Genomic DNA, 16,541 nt, shown 5'->3' on the forward strand with positions numbered 1-16,541 from the left:
CCAACCTACAGTTATCCTTAACCCAAGCGTATTGATCTACAAACAAGTTGTACCAAATAAATTTCTGATGAGAACGGAGAGATTTTTCCTTTATTAAACATAGAACATACTTGGCTGAAAAATGTAATCGCTTAATAAATAGTTCGCCAAGCTTCTACTGTCCCTTTGCCAATTTCACTATCAACAGTTTGACCTCCTTCCAAGACTAGTCTGATATCTAAGTTCTCATCTGGAGCATTTTTCAAAGTAGTGGCTAATTCTTTACTGACAGCAAATGTGCCAGTTGAACCGTCTAATTGAAAAACTTTTTTTCTGACCTTGAGCAAAAGCTTATCAACTTTTTTAGTCGTGACAAATCTAAAATAGTCAGGTCTGGGATACACACGACCTGCTGTATAGAAAGAAGACCTTGCTTGATCCGAATTTACTGTTACGAGTACTCGAATGCTCGAAGGAGTCCACAAACTAATAACTTGCTTTGAACCCTCACGGTACAAGCGGCCACCTAAAGAATTGCGATCAAAAACTCCAACAAACTCCCCTTCAAAGGGGTCAACAATTCTTACGGCTTTCGACCAAGGCACATCCATATCGGGGGACAGTCCAGCTGATTTGACCATTGGCAAATCGTTTGATTTTTGAGCAACAATCGCTACCTCTCGAACGCTAAAAGCAGCACTTTGAGGGGAAATTACAGCCAAGCTAGCCCCAAAAAGAAGAACTGGAATCGTTTGCGGTAACTTCATCATAAGTCAGGGGTATAATCTTCAAATGGTTCTTACTGCAAAATAGTTTGCCTTACTTCAACTGGTTCACCCGTCAAACTAAAAGGGCGAACTTCGGTAATTTTTACCTTCACTAACTGCCCTTTTAGTTCTTTGATGTTACCGTTAAAAAAGGTCAAACGATTACCACCAGTGCGTCCCATTACCTGGGTTGGATCTTTAGGATTTTGGTCTTCTACTAAAACTTCTTCAATGCGTCCAAAGTAACGTTGCGATCGCTCTGCTACTTTCAAGTTTCCCAGATGATTGAGCCGTTGCAGGCGATCGCTTTTAATTTCTTCACTCAGTTGATTGTCCCACAAAGCGGCTGGTGTGCCTGGACGCGGCGAATATGCTGCTGTATTCAACATATCAAAGCCAATATCTTCCACCAGTTTCAGGGTATTTTCAAACTGTGCTTCTGTCTCCCCAGGAAAACCGACAATTACATCGGCACTAATCGAGGCATCTGGCATATACCGCCGAATGGTATCGATAATCCGGCGATATTTCTCATGGGTATAACCCCGCGCCATCGCCTTTAAAAGTTCATTATCCCCAGATTGAAAAGGAATGTGGAAGTGTTCGCACACCTTGGGCAACTCAGCACAAGCTTTAATTAATCTTTCGGTAAAATAACGGGGGTGGCTAGTAGCAAATCTTAGCCTTTCAATCCCCGACACATCATGCACGTAATAAAGCAAATCTGTAAAGTTGTGTAGATGCCGACCTTCTGATGTGACTCCAGGTAAATCTCTGCCGTAAGCATCAATATTTTGACCGAGTAGAGTAATTTCTTTGTAACCTTGTCGTCCTAATTCTTCCATTTCAGCCCGGATAGCTGACGGTGTGCGAGATTGTTCGACACCGCGCACGTTAGGAACCACGCAATAGGTGCAGCGTTCGTTACAGCCGTAAATTACATTCACCCAAGCTGTAACTGTACTATCCCGTCGCGGCTGGGTGATATCTTCAATAATGTGAACTGCTTCGGTTGCTACAACTTGATTACCCTCAAATACTGACTCCAGCAAATCTTTCAGACGGTTGGCATGTTGTGGCCCCATTACCAAATCTAATTCTGGGACTCGCCGCAACAGCGCTTCTCCTTCTTGCTGGGCAACACAACCAGCAACAATGAGGGTTAAGTCAGGCTGCTCGTGTTTACGCTTCGCTTGTCTGCCAAGATAGGAATATACCTTTTGTTCAGCATTATCCCGAATTGTACAGGTGTTGTAGAGAATCACATCTGCATGATTCGGGTCTTGACACCACTCAAAGCCCATGTCTTCCAAAACGCCAGCCATGCGCTCTGAGTCAGCTTTATTCATCTGACAACCGAAAGTAGTGATGTGATAGTGGCGTTTAGAAGTGGTCATGGGCAATTCTGCTGAATCAGCGTAATGTTATGTAAGGTTTATTTCTATTCTATAACGCTCTTAAGCTGCTTCCGAAATGCTGAGTAACTCTTGAGAGAAACGGGCAGGCTGAAATAATTTCAATATACAAACCTAAAGAATTGACAAACTGCAAGCATTAGCGGCGATCAAATTCGCCCTCTTTCTCCAGAATCTTGATGTCATCGTTGCCAAAGAAATCTCTTGCTGATAATTAGGGTATGTGAACCGGGAATAGTAGATTGTCAAGATTGATTTGGGGGAGAGTTTGTAGAAATGCAACTACAAACCACTCCCATAGTTTAATTGACGGTTACTTAATAGTAGTATTTAGTTGTCAAAAATGCTTTTTTTGGGTTCGTATAACTTACGTCTGATGTGAATTAGAAACGCCGCTTATTCTATAAGGGTTTCTAGATTCGCTCAAAATCATAGTTTTGGGATTACCTAAGAAATTACAAGGGTTTCAAAGCTTAATTCACATTAAACGTAACTTAGATACATGATTAATCGCGTTAGTGCAAGCCATCAACATTTTTTTGACAATCAAGCTTAACTTAAGCGATCGCTAATTTATCTTCAGGGGCAACAATGCCATTAGCTGTGAGACTGTTGGCTTGCTGATAAGCTATAACAGCCTTTTTGGTACCCTGGCCAAAAATACCATCTGGCGATCCTGGATCGAATTCTGGGTGACTTGAGTCTTGGGCAACTTTTTTTAAAGCCTGCTGTAACTTCTTCACCTTCGGGCCGATGCGACCTTCCAAAAGTGGAACCGCGGGAACGGTTAAAGCCTGGAGACGATCCAAAGCACCGTTGAATCTATTCCGATCTACATCACCCGATATACCTGGAAAACCAGTTTGGTTTTCTCGGTATTGGTGAAAGGTGTGAAGTTCCCAACCACCAGGAATAGTAGGAGTATCTGTATCAAAATGTGCAATCCACAGATCGTAGTCAGCAAACCGCTTGGTGTTTCCCAACTTCTCTTGCCAAAAGTTAGGTGCTGTGTAGATGATCGGCTTGTAACCTGTTGCAGTTTCCACTGCATTTAAGGACTCTGCAACATGGTCAAGCCTCTGTGTCAGATTCAATTCATCCCAACTGGAAGCTGGTTCAATGTCTATAACTGGAGGGAGATCGCCTGGTTCTATAGCGATTCCCAATTGCATGGAATACAGACCTAACAAGAACAGGCCCTTTCCTTCTAACGTTGGGGAGTAAGATTCAAAGCCTCTCTCCTAAAAGGAGAGAGGTCAAAACTGTGTACTGCACCCAAGCGAGAACCGCTATATTTCTAAGCCTTGGGCAAAAAATCTAACCTGTTGATTGATATCTTTAGTGGGACGAAAGAAGAAATATGCACCTCGGATAATCCCAGCTTTCTTAATCGCAGGCCAGTAATTAGTAAATAGTTTGTCTGGATGGGCGATACCATCGTTGACTCTAGCAAAAGCAAAGTAAATACCTTGACTTTTCACTTTTTCCCAATCAATATTCCCACTGAATTCAGCAACGTCAATACCTTCAACTGACATAGGTTGTCTGTCCTTGTATGTAAAAGTACTTGGCTAACTACAATGTCATATCAGCTGTTTTCGGAAATCTTCTATGCAGCAAGTAAAATCTTTATAAGTCGCAAATATCTGAATGGTATTACAACTTAGCGGTGATGAAATTCAACTTCGGTTTCCAGAATCTTAATATCATAGTTACCAAAGAAATCATGCCCTAATAAGCCGATGCTGGCTTTTGGTGCGATCGCCACTTGAAGATTGTTGGCTGTAACTCCACCTACTGCAATAGATTCTACCTTACTGGTTGAGAATTTTACTTCACTACCATCAGCAATTTGGGCTTGCATTGTACCTGTAGCCTGTAGTTTAAGTGTATTCGCCATATCTTGAGTGATAATGGTTCCACTAGCACCTGTATCTATAATCATTTCAAAAGTTTTTTTGTCGTTGAAGGTGACATCAATCACAGGAGTTCCACCAAAACGGCGTTTGATTGAGACTCTAAAAACTTTATTGTCTGAAGGTGCGGCTATGATATTGCCACAAATCCTTCCCAATTCAACGGTTTTACCAGAGGAAGTTATCATGTAACACGCTCCTGGATCGTCTGCTGTTGCCCGATGAAAGAATGCTAAAAATATCAGCGTCGGCATTAGTGCAATCGCAGCTAGTTTAACGGTCTTAATCCAACGCCTCCAAGCATTCTTCATGTTATACTGCTCTCCAATTTTTGTGATTACTCTTAATAGCTAAATTCATCATGGCGGCTGTAAAATATTAAAAGCACAGTTTTCTAATATATAGCGGTTCTCGACCCAGTGAGGTACAATTTTGACCTCTCTCCTAAAAGGAGAGAGGCTTTGAATTGTTCCCCCTTGCCGAAGCGGGAAGGGGGTTAGGTCTATTTGCATACTTGTACCTCACCTGATTGAAAATGCCAATAAAAATGAGTTTTTCTTAATTAATAAATAAAAATTCAAATTCTATCTATTGAAAACGAGATACTTTTAAGCAATTTTTGTAGTTTTAAATTAGCTAATAAAGTTTTTATATAATATGTCTCAATCAACCTGAAATTGCATCTTACTTAATATATATTACCGATAATTACTGATTAATAAATTAAAGATTAGGTAAAGACACGATAAAAATACTTAGAGCAAATTCAATCCAACATACTAAGAAGTTGATACAAGAGATTTGTTAGCTTACTCAAAGCTTGCTGCTGCATTTACAGCAGTTGCGATCGCATTTTTAACAGCGACATCTCTTTGTTCTAATACCAATTCTCCATGAAGATGCACTTAATCTTGAAAAACGAACCGCCAAGAAAGCCAAGAACGCCAAGCAAGAGAGAGATAATCATTTAGTGCAAGCTTATAAAGAATTGGTATAAGATGATATTTTCACTATCAGTACGCGAAGCAACTACACCGCAAATAGCAGCAGCAGCAAAATTATACACTCCTGCCATTTTGAATAGTGTGCCGCATTCCATCTCGTAATTCAAGATATTCAAGCGCCGATATTCTTCTGTAATGCCATGCAGCGATCGCATTAAATTTGGATTGGCTGAATCAGTGCGTTCTTGTCCCTCGTAAAAAGTATCAACTGATGCTGTAATTCCGATGTAATGTTCAACCTCTAATTCTCGTGCAGCTTTAACTAAAGCGAGTGTCAGAAAAGGATCGGCTGCGGCTGGATATTCCACAGGTGCAATATCATTTGCTGCACCTTGGCGACACAATGCTGCACTGCTAATAACAACGCTACCGACTGGTATATAAGATTGAATGGAACCACAAGTTCCTATGCGAATAATTTGCCTGATTCTTACTTGTACCAACTCATTAACCACAATACTTAATGAAGGCGTACCCATACCACTTGTAGCTGATAAGATACTGCGACCATTCGGTAAGTATTCTACATAGCTATTGAGTCCGCGATTTTCTGACAACAAGCCTACATCTTGTAGATAAGTTTCAGCAATTAGGTGCGATCGCTCTGGGTCGCCGGATAATAAGGCAATACTGGGAGGCGACGAACCTAAATCGTCTTGCCCAAAGCCAATGTGATAGAAGCGTTTATTTGGCATTCAATTTTAGATTTTAATTTTTAAATTTTAGATTATTTTACTTACGAACCGTCTTTACCTCTCCATGTAAGATGCCATTGGTCATAGAAATTAAATGGTGGAATAATTTTTTGGCGAATTTCTGCCATTTCTTTGGAGCGGTTAATACTTTGCATCAGATAACCACTCTTAAAGATAAGTTCATGAACTTCCTCATATTTATAAGCAGGTTGAAAGCCAAGATGAACATATAAGCTCTTAATAAAATTCTTGGCTACTAATAAGCTTCCTGTAAATTCAACAAGATGATTGAGTTCATCATAAATAGTACTAGGATGACCCACAGGTGTATCTCGAAGACAAGGAAAGACACCCAGAAAATCTCTTGCTCTCCCGTGTTTTACAATAAGTTTTTGTTTTAAGCTTAGAGTGATAATTAATTCTTTTAAGTAAAGTATTTCTTCTATTACGTTATAAGTGCAACAATAGCCTCGCCAGCAAGCTGTTGTAACCGATTGAGGAGAAAAACCGTGTTGCGTTGGCTCAAATAATCCTACACCATCAACACCTACAATGCAGAATATTTGACTTTTATAAATTAATCCATCACTAATTTGACCAGTCATTTTTTATTTTTATACAATTATCTATTTATTAATTAAGGTTAAAACCTACGCTTCAACCCAGATGAGTAAATTTTTTCAGACTTGTGTGTACACAAGAGGGAAGGGGGAGAGGTTCAGGGCGGCCGCATCATGTCAACAAAAGGATTGTATTTTCAATAAGCTCCCAAATAGTCGCATTAATTGTTGCTTATTGACACAGGTTGAAGCGATCACTTTGAGCTTGGGAAACTAAACCAAACGATAAATGCTGATTTTTTCGTTGGTTCTTAACCTTGGTTGTGATCAAGAGTAATTTAGATGCGTTTGCCCTGGGGAGAGGTTCTTTCAAGATTACTGAATTAGTGTTTTAAAATCTCCTCCTTCCCATATCTGAAGTTGTCTTTCAGCCGCAACTATGCAATTAAGATGCTTGGGTGGGTAGAGAAAATGATCGTAAGCTAATGCCATCTGTCTAGCAGCTTCAGTATATGGCACTCGTCCTATTCCTGTACCCAATCCAGGACAGGCAATGGTGTTAATTTTTTGCCCAGCGTGTTGATTATGCTGGCGAACTGCTAACAGCATTGCCCACATCGCAATATAAGGAATATCTGTCCCAGCAATAATCATAGGAACTCGCATAGTCGGTGTATGAGCCAAAAAAGAATGTTTGTGATGACCTGTTTCCACAATCATTGATGTTCCCACAGGCTGTTCGCCCAAATAATCCTCAAGAATACGCTGCTGGACTCTTGCCATTAAGGAATGACCAAAAAAACGGATAATTGCCGCATCAATGCCACCATCCATCATTCCGAAAGAGTTAGCAGGGCTGACCATACAATCAAAATCTGGCAACCACTCGAAATAGTTATTCACTATTTCTACATTGGGTAAATAATTAAAATTCTGTTGAAAGGCTGCACACAACAAAGAGTCGGGAGCTACCAATATCAATTTCAAGCTTTCATTTCCTCCGCTTGAATACCTATTTTAAACGTCAGCTAGGGCAAATATCAACGGTTTTTCTCTATTATCAACCTTTTATTTTTTATATACTACATTTATAATACAAAATATGTCACCACTCAGTCGGTGACTGTTTGTCCCTTGAACAAGCTGAAGTACCGTGAGCGCGAATGTTTGAGTATTCTACACAATTGCGTAAACGCGTTGGCGGAGCCTCTCGTAGAGAAGCGGCTTGTCGTCAGACATCGCTTACTTCTGGCATGGCTACTTTTTCAATGGAGTTTGCCTGTTATCGGCAGTCTTAACATCTTGAAGTAGCTTCATTTAGGGACACAACCTAATCTGTGTCCCTTTCAATTATCAGGAGGTTTTTGTGCCTATTTTGAGAATTCTGCAACCTGGAGATGAAGTATCGCTAGAAGCATTTCTCTTGCAACACACTGATACTTCTATGTTTTTGCGCTCTAATTGGCGAGCTGCGGGATTGCTTGACCAAGGTGCAAGATTTCAAGGAACTTACATAGCAGCTTACATAGATGAAAATATAGTGGCAGTTGCAGCCCACTTTTGGAATGGGATGATAGTAGTCCAAGCCCCTATACATTTGCTAGAGGTGGTGCAAGCAGCTGTGGCACAATCTGGACGTGCTATTTCTGGCATTAGTGGCCCAGCAGCACAAGTCGAAGCGACAAAAAGCATTTTGGGATTTAGCAACCGACCAACTCAGCTTGATGAGCCGGAGATATTCTTATCTTTAGCACTGCGTAACTTGCAAATACCTCAAGCTTTAGCATCAGCAAAGGTACAGTGTCGTTTGCCACATCCAAATGAATTGGAATTACTCACTCAATGGTGTGCTGCTTATAGTGTAGAAACTTTAGGACAAAGAGATATCCCCAGTTTAACAACAGCTAGCCGTCTCGTAATTGAAGCACGTCAAGCTACGGCTATGCATTGGGTTTTGGTAGCAGGAGATACCCTAGTTTCCTACTCTGCTTTCAATGCCAGCTTACCTGATATTGTGCAAATCGGTGGAGTCTGGACACCACCAGCGCTGCGGGGTAAAGGCTACGCCAAAAGTGTAGTAGCAGGCTCATTGTTAGATGCGCGATCGCAGGGAGTAAAACGTGCCATCCTGTTTACAGGTGATAATAACCAAGCAGCCCAAGCAGCTTATCGAGGAATTGGCTTTTTGCCTACTGGCAATAAGTATGGCTTAGTCTTATTTGAAGAGACTCAGGCTTGAGGAATATTGGGTTAAACGTTAGAGGCGTAACACCTTACGCCCTTGCTACCCATTTATAATTTCCCTTTTTCTGGATTTGCTGGAATTGATAGTAATACTTCAAGTATGAGCCAGTATCGTTTCAAACAGTCATTCTCTGACGATCCCAGCTTAAGCGATAAGCTTTTCGACTTGGTGGAAGTTACATTTCCCGGACTCAGCAGTTTAGCAGAATGTGCAAAAAAACTAGGTGCATCCTGGGAAACAGCTTCAACTCCGTTTATGCGCTTTCATGATGATGTAGCTATTACCCATGTGGGAGTGTTAGAAATTCCTATGCAAATTATGGGACAAAGGCTCACTGTGGGAGGAATTCATGGAGTAGCTACCCGTGCAGAATTTCGCAGAAGAGGGTATTACCGTGAAGTGATGGAGGAAGTGCTAGGGTATTGCGATCGCGATCGCCTTTACGAAACCCTAGTACTGACGACACCACAACCAGAGTTTTACTTACCTTTTGGCTTTCGTGTTATCGAAGAACATATCTTCAAGGTTAAGTGTAACTTCACAGGTAGCACTGATAGCTTCAGAATACTGGATTTTACAGATACCAAAGATTATACATTGCTACACAGACTTTTAGAAACACGCGCACCTGTCTCTAATATAGTTGGCGTAGTCAACGAAAAACCTGTGTTTTTTGTCAATGAAGGAAGTCGTCCCTTATACTATGCAGAAGATTTAGATTTAATCGCCTGCATGGAGATAGAAGATAACCGACTTCATCTTTTCGATTTAGTTACAACGCAGATATGCTCTTTGAAGAATATTCTTAGTAAGATACCTCAACCCATTGAAGAAGTAGTGATTTACTTTAGTCCAGAACTTCTGGATGTCAAAGATGTGCAAGCATTCACCCATATTTTTGATGAAACTGTGCTGATGGTTCGCGGTAAATTTGCAGCAGAGGGCGAGAAATTTATGCTGCCCCGTTCTGCAAGGTGTTAAGTTAATCAAAAACAATTAAATCATAATAGAACTGAGAGTTTGATCATCAGGACTGCTTTATGATGTATCAAACCGACCTGCCGTGATGGATAATAACTATTTAGCATAAGTCACTGCAATGTTTCCAGATAAACTGCTGTCTGCAATGCGCTATAGTTTGGTGGACATCTTGAAGAACATGCGGAGATTTATATCATGACGGCTGCCACCACGCCCCAGGTTTCTGTTGAAGCCTCAATCCGTCCGGCAGAACCCTGTGTGCTCGTTATCTTTGGAGCAGCAGGAGATTTAACCAAACGTCTGCTGCTTCCCGCCCTCTACAACCTCAAACAAAGCAATTTGCTGCCGCAAGAATTTGCGATCGTTGGAGTCGCACACACTTCAATGAGTCAGGACGATTTTCGTAGCAAACTCGCTCAAGACATTCATGAGTTCGCAACGGTTCCCGTAGACGAGAAGCTCTGGCAACCGCTTGAGCAGCGACTGTACTATCTTGCTGGTGAGTTTCAGGAGGCTGACACTTACCATCAGTTACAAGACTTACTAACTCAAATCGATCGAGACTGTGGCACTCAGGGAAACTATTTGTTCTACCTGGCAACTGGCTCTAACTTCTTTTGCGACATCATTACACAGCTTGGCGCAGCCGGATTAGTGCGCCAAGAGAGCGATCGCTGGCGGCGAGTTATCATCGAGAAACCGTTTGGGCACGATTTGGACTCGGCTCGTGCCCTGAATAAATCTATCGCTGCTGTCCTTCAGGAAAAACAGATTTACCGCATCGATCACTACCTGGGCAAAGAGACTGTACAAAATATTCTGGTGTTTCGGTTTGGTAATGGCTTGTTTGAACCGATTTGGAATCGCGAACATATCGATCACGTCCAGATTACCGTAGCCGAAACGGTTGGAGTCGAAGGCAGAGGCAACTTCTATGAAGGTACAGGCGCAGTGCGGGACATGATGCAAAACCATCTGTTTCAACTGCTGGCAATGACGGCGATGGAACCGCCGGTTTCGTTTTCAGCCGATGAGGTGCGTGATGAAAAGTCAAAACTATTGAAGTCGATCGTGCCGCTCACTGCTGAAACTGTGCAAACTCATACTGTACGGGGACAATATGGTGCGGCAACGGTGAAGGATACCCAAGTGCCTGCTTATCGCTCAGAGCCACGAGTTGCGTCAGACTCTACCACTGAAACTTATGCTGCCTTAAAGCTGAACATCGACAACTGGCGCTGGGCAGGAGTGCCGTTTTATCTCCGAACGGGCAAGCGTTTGGCTAAACGTGTGACTGAAATTGCAATTCAGTTTAAGCAAGTACCTTCACTATTATTTCGCCAAACCTCGATTGAGCGTCTCACGCCTAATTTTTTGACCATCCGCATTCAACCAGAGGAAGGAATTCACCTCCAATTTGGTGCAAAGGTGCCTGGTCCCGCGATGGCAATGGATGCGGTAGAAATGGACTTTTGCTACACTGACTACTTTGGCAAGATCCAGAGTACTGGCTATGAAACCTTGCTATACGACTGCATGATCGGTGATGCGACTTTGTTTCAGCGATCGGACAACGTAGAACTGGGCTGGAGTGTCGTCACTCCTATTCTAGAGGCTTGGGCAACCACGCCACCTGAAAACTTTCCCAACTATGCAGCAGGCTCGTGGGGGCCATTGGCAGCAGATGATTTGTTGGCGCGCGATGGTCGGCAGTGGCACAGGATTGACCTATAGTCTAAACATACACTTATGTGCTAAATCTCTTAACATCAAGTTTTTACACAATTGAGGTGACATCAGATGCCAGATATTATAGATACTGCAATTAATGCAGGTTCTTTCAACACCTTAGTAACAGCTATTACTACCGCTGGTCTTGATACTGCACTTAAGGGAGATGGCCCATTTACTGTCTTTGCACCAACAGACGAAGCCTTTTCCAAACTCCCATCAGGAGCCGTAGAAGAACTCCTAGAGGATGTGATTAAGTTAAGACAGGTTTTAGAATATCATGTGGTTTCTGGCAAGATTAATGCAAGTGAACTAAATCAGTCGCAAAAGCTAACAACAACCCAGGGAACAGATATCAAAGTTAATACTGAGAATAATGTTAAGGTGAATGATGCTTACATTGTGACTCCGGATGTGGAAGCTGACAATGGTGTTATTCATGTTATTGATAATGTGTTATTCCCTGAATAACTTTGTTTAGATGACTTGCTTTCATTGAATTTTGTCATTCAGATCGGATGAGCATTTAATTTTTTGCCTTTGTTGGCAATCAAAATCACCCAAACTAAATATGTTCATTCAGATTGAGTAGTTAATGTTGTATATTTGTTGCTGATCATTGGATTTAAATAGTTAAATATTTCCAATGAATCGTCAATAGATATACAACATATTTATATCGCTCAGTATTTACCGCCCCTTTTGCCCAACCGTCGGGAGCAAGTACTCAAAGGCTGTAATTATAGCAAAAGCCTTGGTGATTAGGACATCGATAGATGATAAAACTTAGACACAAAAAGACTTTTCACCCAGTCCCCATTAACCCTTATCCCCAGAGGGGGCCCCACCTTCCCCAGTCCCTTGCTATATCATTTGCCGTTAAACACAAATCAATTGCGATCGCAGCGTCGCAATCTCAAACCCTGACGATTCACTCCACTTTGTTGCGATCGCAATCACATATTACAAGTAATTCACCTCTAGTAATTAAACGCATTCGGTTCTCCAATGAACCTCATTACACAGGGACAAGCAAAACAAGGAGGACAAGGTAAAATTTTCTCTCTTATCTCCCCTATCTTCCCCTGCTCCCCCTGCTTCTCCTGCTTGCCTCATAGCCCTGCAAACCACTCATAGCCTTGATCTTCCCAATAGCCTTTAATAGGTAACAAATTACTGACAAAGGTAATTTGAGTTACCCACTTGCTTTGCTTATAGCCCAGTTTAATTGGGGATGCTAGACGCATGGGCGCACCATTATCAGCCGATAAAGGTTGTCCATTCTTTTGATAAGCCATGAGAGTTTGCGGATGCACAGCAGAGGCAATATCCCAGCTTTCATAGTAGCCATCAGCAGATTTGAAGTAGACATAGCGGACGTTTGATTTCGGCTGTACCAGCGCTACTAAGTCTCGCAATCGCACGCCTCCCCATTGAACGATCGCAGCCCAGCCTTCAACACAGACATGGCGAATCACCATTGAAGTCAAGGGAAGTTTTTGAATATCTGCCATGCTCAATTGCATCGCATTATTGACCTCACCATCAATTATTAAGCGAAACTGTGCCGGATCGATTTGTGGGGTGAAGTCAAAGGTATTAACCAGCAATTTATCTGCTTCTATGGCACTGACAGAAAATTCAGGTATAGGTTTTTGAGTTAATAAAAGTGCTTCTAGACGTTCATTCAGTGGCTCAGATATTTGCCGCAGATTATCTGAGAATAAATTTGTCCCACAGCCACTAAGAAGAAAGCCTACCCCTGAAAGTCCAGATACTTGCAGTAACCGACGACGGGATAAGGTACGTTTGGGAAGAATCAGACTCATAAAACCTCTACAAAAACATAGATTTCACTAAACGGATGCTTCCTACCTTCAGGGCAAGTAAAGAATGAGCAACTGTAAACAGTATGACAGTGGGAACAGTGATAAAGTGAACAGCGCGTAGAGTTTGCCAACTACCAAACAGCCCAGAAAGCCAATGCAATTGGGCAGGTTTGTACATCGCCAGACCGCTCAAAATTGCCAACAGTAGCACTGGAATGATAGCAGTATAAACTAGCCGATGCCATGCGTAGTTTTTGCGCTTTGGGTTCTGGCTGACTTGCAATGCTTTTAAGTCACCGCGATCGGCAAACCGACGTTGCCAACGACGAGTTATAAAGATATAAAGTCCATACCAAAGTAAATTTAGCGAAAACAGCCACATAGCAGCAAAATGCCAGTTTCTGCCACCTGCTAGCCAGCCTCCTAGCAACAGAAAGTCAGGAAAATGCCAACCTTCACGCCCTCCAAATACCGGATTAGCATTATAGATTTGCAGTCCGCTAGCGATCATCAAGATGAGACTGATGATATTAATCCAGTGAAAGGTCTTTGATAGGAAAGTTTGACTTGGTGTTGAGCGGACTTTACGTTTAGATGAGGTCATAATAATTCGTAATTCGTAGTTAAAAAACCGTATGGATAAATCCGTTGTATCTGAAATAAAGATGCTATGCCTTTTTTATTTTCTATAACTAAAATTAGTTGCTCTGTTCTTCAATTACGAATTACGAATTACGAATTACAAATTATTCCCTCATGGCTGTCTTACAGAGATTGAGTAGGAAAGAATGGAGCCAGCCAAAGTTGTATCTTGACATCCCAACCGAGAAGAATCGCAATTGCTGTAGCCGCGATCGCCACGCCACCAATCCGTTGCAAAGCTGCACTATGGAAGCGGATATTGAGGATTCTTTGGCTGAGTACTCGCCCACCGTAGGCGATCGCCAACAGAGGCAAACCTGCTCCGATTCCATAAGCAACCAGTAGCCAAAATGCACTTGTGACTTGATGATTAACTGCTGCTAGTACTAAAATTCCTCCCAAAACCGGCCCAGCACAGGGAGTCCACAAAAGCCCCAATTGAGTCCCTAGCCAAAACTCTCCCATGAGTCCGATTCGTGCAGGTTTTTTAGCCCACTTGCCAACTGGAATATAACTAAATATTCGGTAACTCCAGGTGGGAAAAATTGCCAGTAATCCCAAAAATAAAAGCAGTGCGATCGCTCCATTCCGTAATAAATTAACCAAGCCTGTAAACCAGTTTGCTGTTACACCTAGCAAACTACCTGCCAGTGCAAAACCAGCAATTAATCCTGCTACCAGTGCTACTGGGCCGTAAGTATAGGATTGGAACGTAGACACAGAGCGGCTTGTCGTCAGACATCGCCCCAATAGCACAGGCAAAATCGGTAAAACACAGGGTGAAAGCACATTCAAAACTCCTCCCAAGAAAGCCAGACTGATTGATAAAGTAGAAGTCGTCATCATTCCTTCTACCCCAATAGCTGACGAATAGTTTGCTCTATTTTTTCGTATGCCCCTTCACCAATATGGTCATATTGCAACAAACCCTGACGGTCAGCTAAAAACAGATGGGGCCAATACTGATTTTCGTAAGCGTTCCAAGTTTTATATTCGTTATCAACTGGAACCGGATAGGTAATTTGGTGTTGTTGTAACGCCTTTTTAATGTTGTTCGTATCTCGCTCAAAAGCAAACTCTGGTGCGTGGATGCCAATCACCTTGAGTCCCTGTGACTCATACTGTCGATGCCATCTAGTGATGTAGGGCAGTGTACGCTGGCAGTTAATACAAGCAAAAGTCCAAAACTGTATCAACACAACACTACCTTTGAGGTCAGCTATTGACAAAGGTGTAGAATTAAGCCACTGACTTATCCCTTGAAACTCTGGCAAACTCTTGCCTGCGGGAGTTTTCACGGCAATAGCTTCCGAGTTTTGCGTATTATTACTTTTTGCAGGAGAGATAGAAGGGGCATTCACTTTTCTGAAGTTGGAAAATGTTGTGGCTGCACCGATTCCAACAACCCCTAACCCAAGATAAAAAAGTAACTGACGCCGATGGAGCAGATTGTGATTCATCAGAATTTCTCCTGTTGATGTCAAAGCACCAAAGTATAGGGATTAGAATTAGGATTTTCTTGGTTTACCAGTCCCTAGTACCTAGTAGAAGAAAAGTGAGATGCAAAGCTAGTTGTGGCTAAGGCTTGGTGGAAGCAGGCGATTGCTTCATTGCATCACCAGCTTTATCTTTACCCATCGCATCTTTGCCCATTGCACCGCCAGCTTTATCTTTACCCATTGCATCACCAGCTTTATCTTTGCTCATGGCAGGAGAGGCTTCAGGAGCAATTTGATTCTTGCTTGCAGGACTGCTAGAGCAAGCAGTGAGACTGGTAGTTAAAATCAAACCAGCAATTAAAGAAAGTGTTTTCCAGTTCATAGTCTTTTTTCGTCCTTTGGATAGTTCTTTTTGTATTGATTGATCGGAGGAAACTAAGTTACAAGCAGATTCATAAAGGCTATTGGGGTAAAGAAGATGCTTTCTTGTAGAGAACTCATCAGATTCTTGCTACTGCGTAGCTTGCCGCCGTAGGCATCGCATCTACATTGAAATCAAATAAAACCTTCGGTTCTAACACTACTGATGTTTGAGTTATCCCGAACATCCAAAGTATCTCTGTTAGGACTGAAGCCTATCTGAAACGAAGCCATAATTTTCATAAATTTATCCCTTGAGAAAATTTAGTTAATTCTCAGCTTTTTCTCAGGTATTTATGGTAATCAAAGCCACGATCTAAGTTAAGCATTTTCTTAGCTAAACCTCATTAATGCTGCAAGTTAAATGTTTGACTAATTCAACGATTAAAGCAAAGGTAAAACTTGATATTTCGCATTTATCGGCCTTGCGATCGTGAACCTAAAGATTGTAAGTTAGTTACATACATATAAATCCCCACGCATTTCTTTTATACTAGTACTATTGTTTACTACGGGTATTGAATTTGTCTTAACCACTATTTTAAAAATATAAAAAGCTTGATTAGCTACAACTTTCAAATATGTCAAACAACAAAGAATTTTCATCCGAAAAAAGCTCTTCCGTTAAAAATGTCTTGATTGTAGGTGCAGCCGGCTATATTGGCGGAGCGCTATGCCGTAGGTTTTCTCAAACACAAGATTTTGTCATATTAGCACTTGTGCGTCCGAGTAGTGATATTGAGGGTATAAAGCCTTTTTGCAAGAAAATAATCCGCTCTCAAGAGGTAGAAATTTCCAGTAATGATGTTGCACAAGCAATTCGCAATCATGATATTACAACGGTAATTAATGTAGCGTGGCACAGGGAGCATCCCACTTTTTATTTAGGGAGCAAAGATTAATCCATTAAGGTAGGCA

Annotated in this window: 19 protein-coding genes and 1 pseudogene; 7 read left to right on the forward strand and 13 right to left on the reverse strand. The window is 41.8% G+C overall.

Features of this window, described 5'->3' with window-relative positions:
- Nucleotides 1-131 precede the first annotated feature (131 nt).
- The 8 genes and pseudogenes from ACFE93_RS20300 to ACFE93_RS20335 all read right to left on the reverse strand — a co-directional run bounded on the left by ACFE93_RS20300 (nucleotide 132) and on the right by ACFE93_RS20335 (nucleotide 7,323).
- The gene (locus ACFE93_RS20300) at nucleotides 132-749 is read right to left on the reverse strand and encodes a hypothetical protein (RefSeq protein WP_375475593.1); all 618 of its coding nucleotides are present in this window, start codon (nucleotides 747-749) and stop codon (nucleotides 132-134) included.
- A gap of 29 nt (nucleotides 750-778) precedes the next feature.
- Nucleotides 779-2,143, reverse strand: coding sequence for a tRNA (N6-isopentenyl adenosine(37)-C2)-methylthiotransferase MiaB (miaB, locus tag ACFE93_RS20305; RefSeq protein ID WP_375475595.1), 1,365 nt, complete (start codon nucleotides 2,141-2,143; stop codon nucleotides 779-781).
- Nucleotides 2,144-2,718: 575 nt separating this feature from the next.
- A complete protein-coding gene (locus tag ACFE93_RS20310; RefSeq protein WP_375475634.1) occupies nucleotides 2,719-2,904 on the reverse strand; it encodes a peptidoglycan-binding protein in 186 nt (61 codons plus the stop codon).
- A gap of 132 nt (nucleotides 2,905-3,036) precedes the next feature.
- A pseudogene (locus ACFE93_RS20315) lies at nucleotides 3,037-3,699 on the reverse strand (glycoside hydrolase family 25 protein); the annotation flags it as partial.
- A 125-nt stretch (nucleotides 3,700-3,824) separates the two neighbouring features.
- Nucleotides 3,825-4,388, reverse strand: coding sequence for a TIGR02281 family clan AA aspartic protease (locus ACFE93_RS20320; protein ID WP_375475597.1), 564 nt, complete (start codon nucleotides 4,386-4,388; stop codon nucleotides 3,825-3,827).
- A 656-nt stretch (nucleotides 4,389-5,044) separates the two neighbouring features.
- Entirely contained in the window at nucleotides 5,045-5,776 is a 732-nt protein-coding gene (locus tag ACFE93_RS20325) for a nucleoside phosphorylase (protein ID WP_375475599.1), read from the reverse strand.
- A 41-nt stretch (nucleotides 5,777-5,817) separates the two neighbouring features.
- Nucleotides 5,818-6,381, reverse strand: a complete 564-nt coding sequence (locus ACFE93_RS20330) for a hypothetical protein (protein WP_375475601.1) — start codon at nucleotides 6,379-6,381, stop codon at nucleotides 5,818-5,820.
- 330 nt (nucleotides 6,382-6,711) lie between these two features.
- Complete coding sequence (locus ACFE93_RS20335) at nucleotides 6,712-7,323, reverse strand: macro domain-containing protein (protein ID WP_375475603.1); 612 nt, start codon at nucleotides 7,321-7,323, stop codon at nucleotides 6,712-6,714.
- A 176-nt stretch (nucleotides 7,324-7,499) separates the two neighbouring features.
- Between ACFE93_RS20335 and ACFE93_RS20340 the strand changes: the two genes are divergently transcribed.
- The 6 genes from ACFE93_RS20340 to ACFE93_RS20365 all read left to right on the forward strand — a co-directional run bounded on the left by ACFE93_RS20340 (nucleotide 7,500) and on the right by ACFE93_RS20365 (nucleotide 12,348).
- Nucleotides 7,500-7,634 carry a hypothetical protein gene (locus ACFE93_RS20340; protein ID WP_375475606.1) on the forward strand — a complete coding sequence of 45 codons (135 nt, stop codon included), beginning with the start codon at nucleotides 7,500-7,502 and terminating at the stop codon, nucleotides 7,632-7,634.
- A 68-nt stretch (nucleotides 7,635-7,702) separates the two neighbouring features.
- Complete coding sequence (locus ACFE93_RS20345; protein WP_375475608.1) at nucleotides 7,703-8,575, forward strand: GNAT family N-acetyltransferase; 873 nt, start codon at nucleotides 7,703-7,705, stop codon at nucleotides 8,573-8,575.
- Between the two features lie 105 nt (nucleotides 8,576-8,680).
- Nucleotides 8,681-9,562, forward strand: coding sequence for a GNAT family N-acetyltransferase (locus tag ACFE93_RS20350; RefSeq protein ID WP_375475610.1), 882 nt, complete (start codon nucleotides 8,681-8,683; stop codon nucleotides 9,560-9,562).
- Nucleotides 9,563-9,757: 195 nt separating this feature from the next.
- A complete protein-coding gene (gene zwf, locus ACFE93_RS20355) occupies nucleotides 9,758-11,296 on the forward strand; it encodes a glucose-6-phosphate dehydrogenase (RefSeq protein WP_375475612.1) in 1,539 nt (512 codons plus the stop codon).
- Nucleotides 11,297-11,362: 66 nt separating this feature from the next.
- On the forward strand, nucleotides 11,363-11,764 hold the full coding sequence (locus ACFE93_RS20360; RefSeq protein WP_375475614.1) for a fasciclin domain-containing protein: 402 nt from the start codon (nucleotides 11,363-11,365) through the stop codon (nucleotides 11,762-11,764).
- A 305-nt stretch (nucleotides 11,765-12,069) separates the two neighbouring features.
- A complete protein-coding gene (locus ACFE93_RS20365; protein WP_375475616.1) occupies nucleotides 12,070-12,348 on the forward strand; it encodes a hypothetical protein in 279 nt (92 codons plus the stop codon).
- Nucleotides 12,349-12,405: 57 nt separating this feature from the next.
- Here ACFE93_RS20365 and ACFE93_RS20370 read toward each other — a convergent pair whose 3' ends face one another.
- The 5 genes from ACFE93_RS20370 to ACFE93_RS20390 all read right to left on the reverse strand — a co-directional run bounded on the left by ACFE93_RS20370 (nucleotide 12,406) and on the right by ACFE93_RS20390 (nucleotide 15,585).
- Nucleotides 12,406-13,122 carry a molybdopterin-dependent oxidoreductase gene (locus tag ACFE93_RS20370; RefSeq protein WP_375475618.1) on the reverse strand — a complete coding sequence of 239 codons (717 nt, stop codon included), beginning with the start codon at nucleotides 13,120-13,122 and terminating at the stop codon, nucleotides 12,406-12,408.
- Between the two features lie 7 nt (nucleotides 13,123-13,129).
- Nucleotides 13,130-13,726: a cytochrome b/b6 domain-containing protein gene (locus ACFE93_RS20375; RefSeq protein WP_375475620.1), complete on the reverse strand. Its 597-nt coding sequence runs from the start codon at nucleotides 13,724-13,726 to the stop codon at nucleotides 13,130-13,132.
- Between the two features lie 161 nt (nucleotides 13,727-13,887).
- Entirely contained in the window at nucleotides 13,888-14,610 is a 723-nt protein-coding gene (locus ACFE93_RS20380; protein WP_375475622.1) for a cytochrome c biogenesis CcdA family protein, read from the reverse strand.
- Nucleotides 14,611-14,615: 5 nt separating this feature from the next.
- Nucleotides 14,616-15,224 carry a redoxin domain-containing protein gene (locus ACFE93_RS20385; RefSeq protein WP_375475624.1) on the reverse strand — a complete coding sequence of 203 codons (609 nt, stop codon included), beginning with the start codon at nucleotides 15,222-15,224 and terminating at the stop codon, nucleotides 14,616-14,618.
- A gap of 118 nt (nucleotides 15,225-15,342) precedes the next feature.
- Nucleotides 15,343-15,585 carry a hypothetical protein gene (locus ACFE93_RS20390; protein WP_375475626.1) on the reverse strand — a complete coding sequence of 81 codons (243 nt, stop codon included), beginning with the start codon at nucleotides 15,583-15,585 and terminating at the stop codon, nucleotides 15,343-15,345.
- A 619-nt stretch (nucleotides 15,586-16,204) separates the two neighbouring features.
- Between ACFE93_RS20390 and ACFE93_RS20395 the strand changes: the two genes are divergently transcribed.
- Entirely contained in the window at nucleotides 16,205-16,525 is a 321-nt protein-coding gene (locus ACFE93_RS20395) for an NAD-dependent epimerase/dehydratase family protein (RefSeq protein ID WP_375475628.1), read from the forward strand.
- Nucleotides 16,526-16,541 lie beyond the last annotated feature (16 nt).

Origin of the sequence: uncultured Nostoc sp. (assembly GCF_964247315.1) — a bacterium.
Classification (GTDB): Bacteria; Cyanobacteriota; Cyanobacteriia; order Cyanobacteriales; family Nostocaceae; genus Nostoc.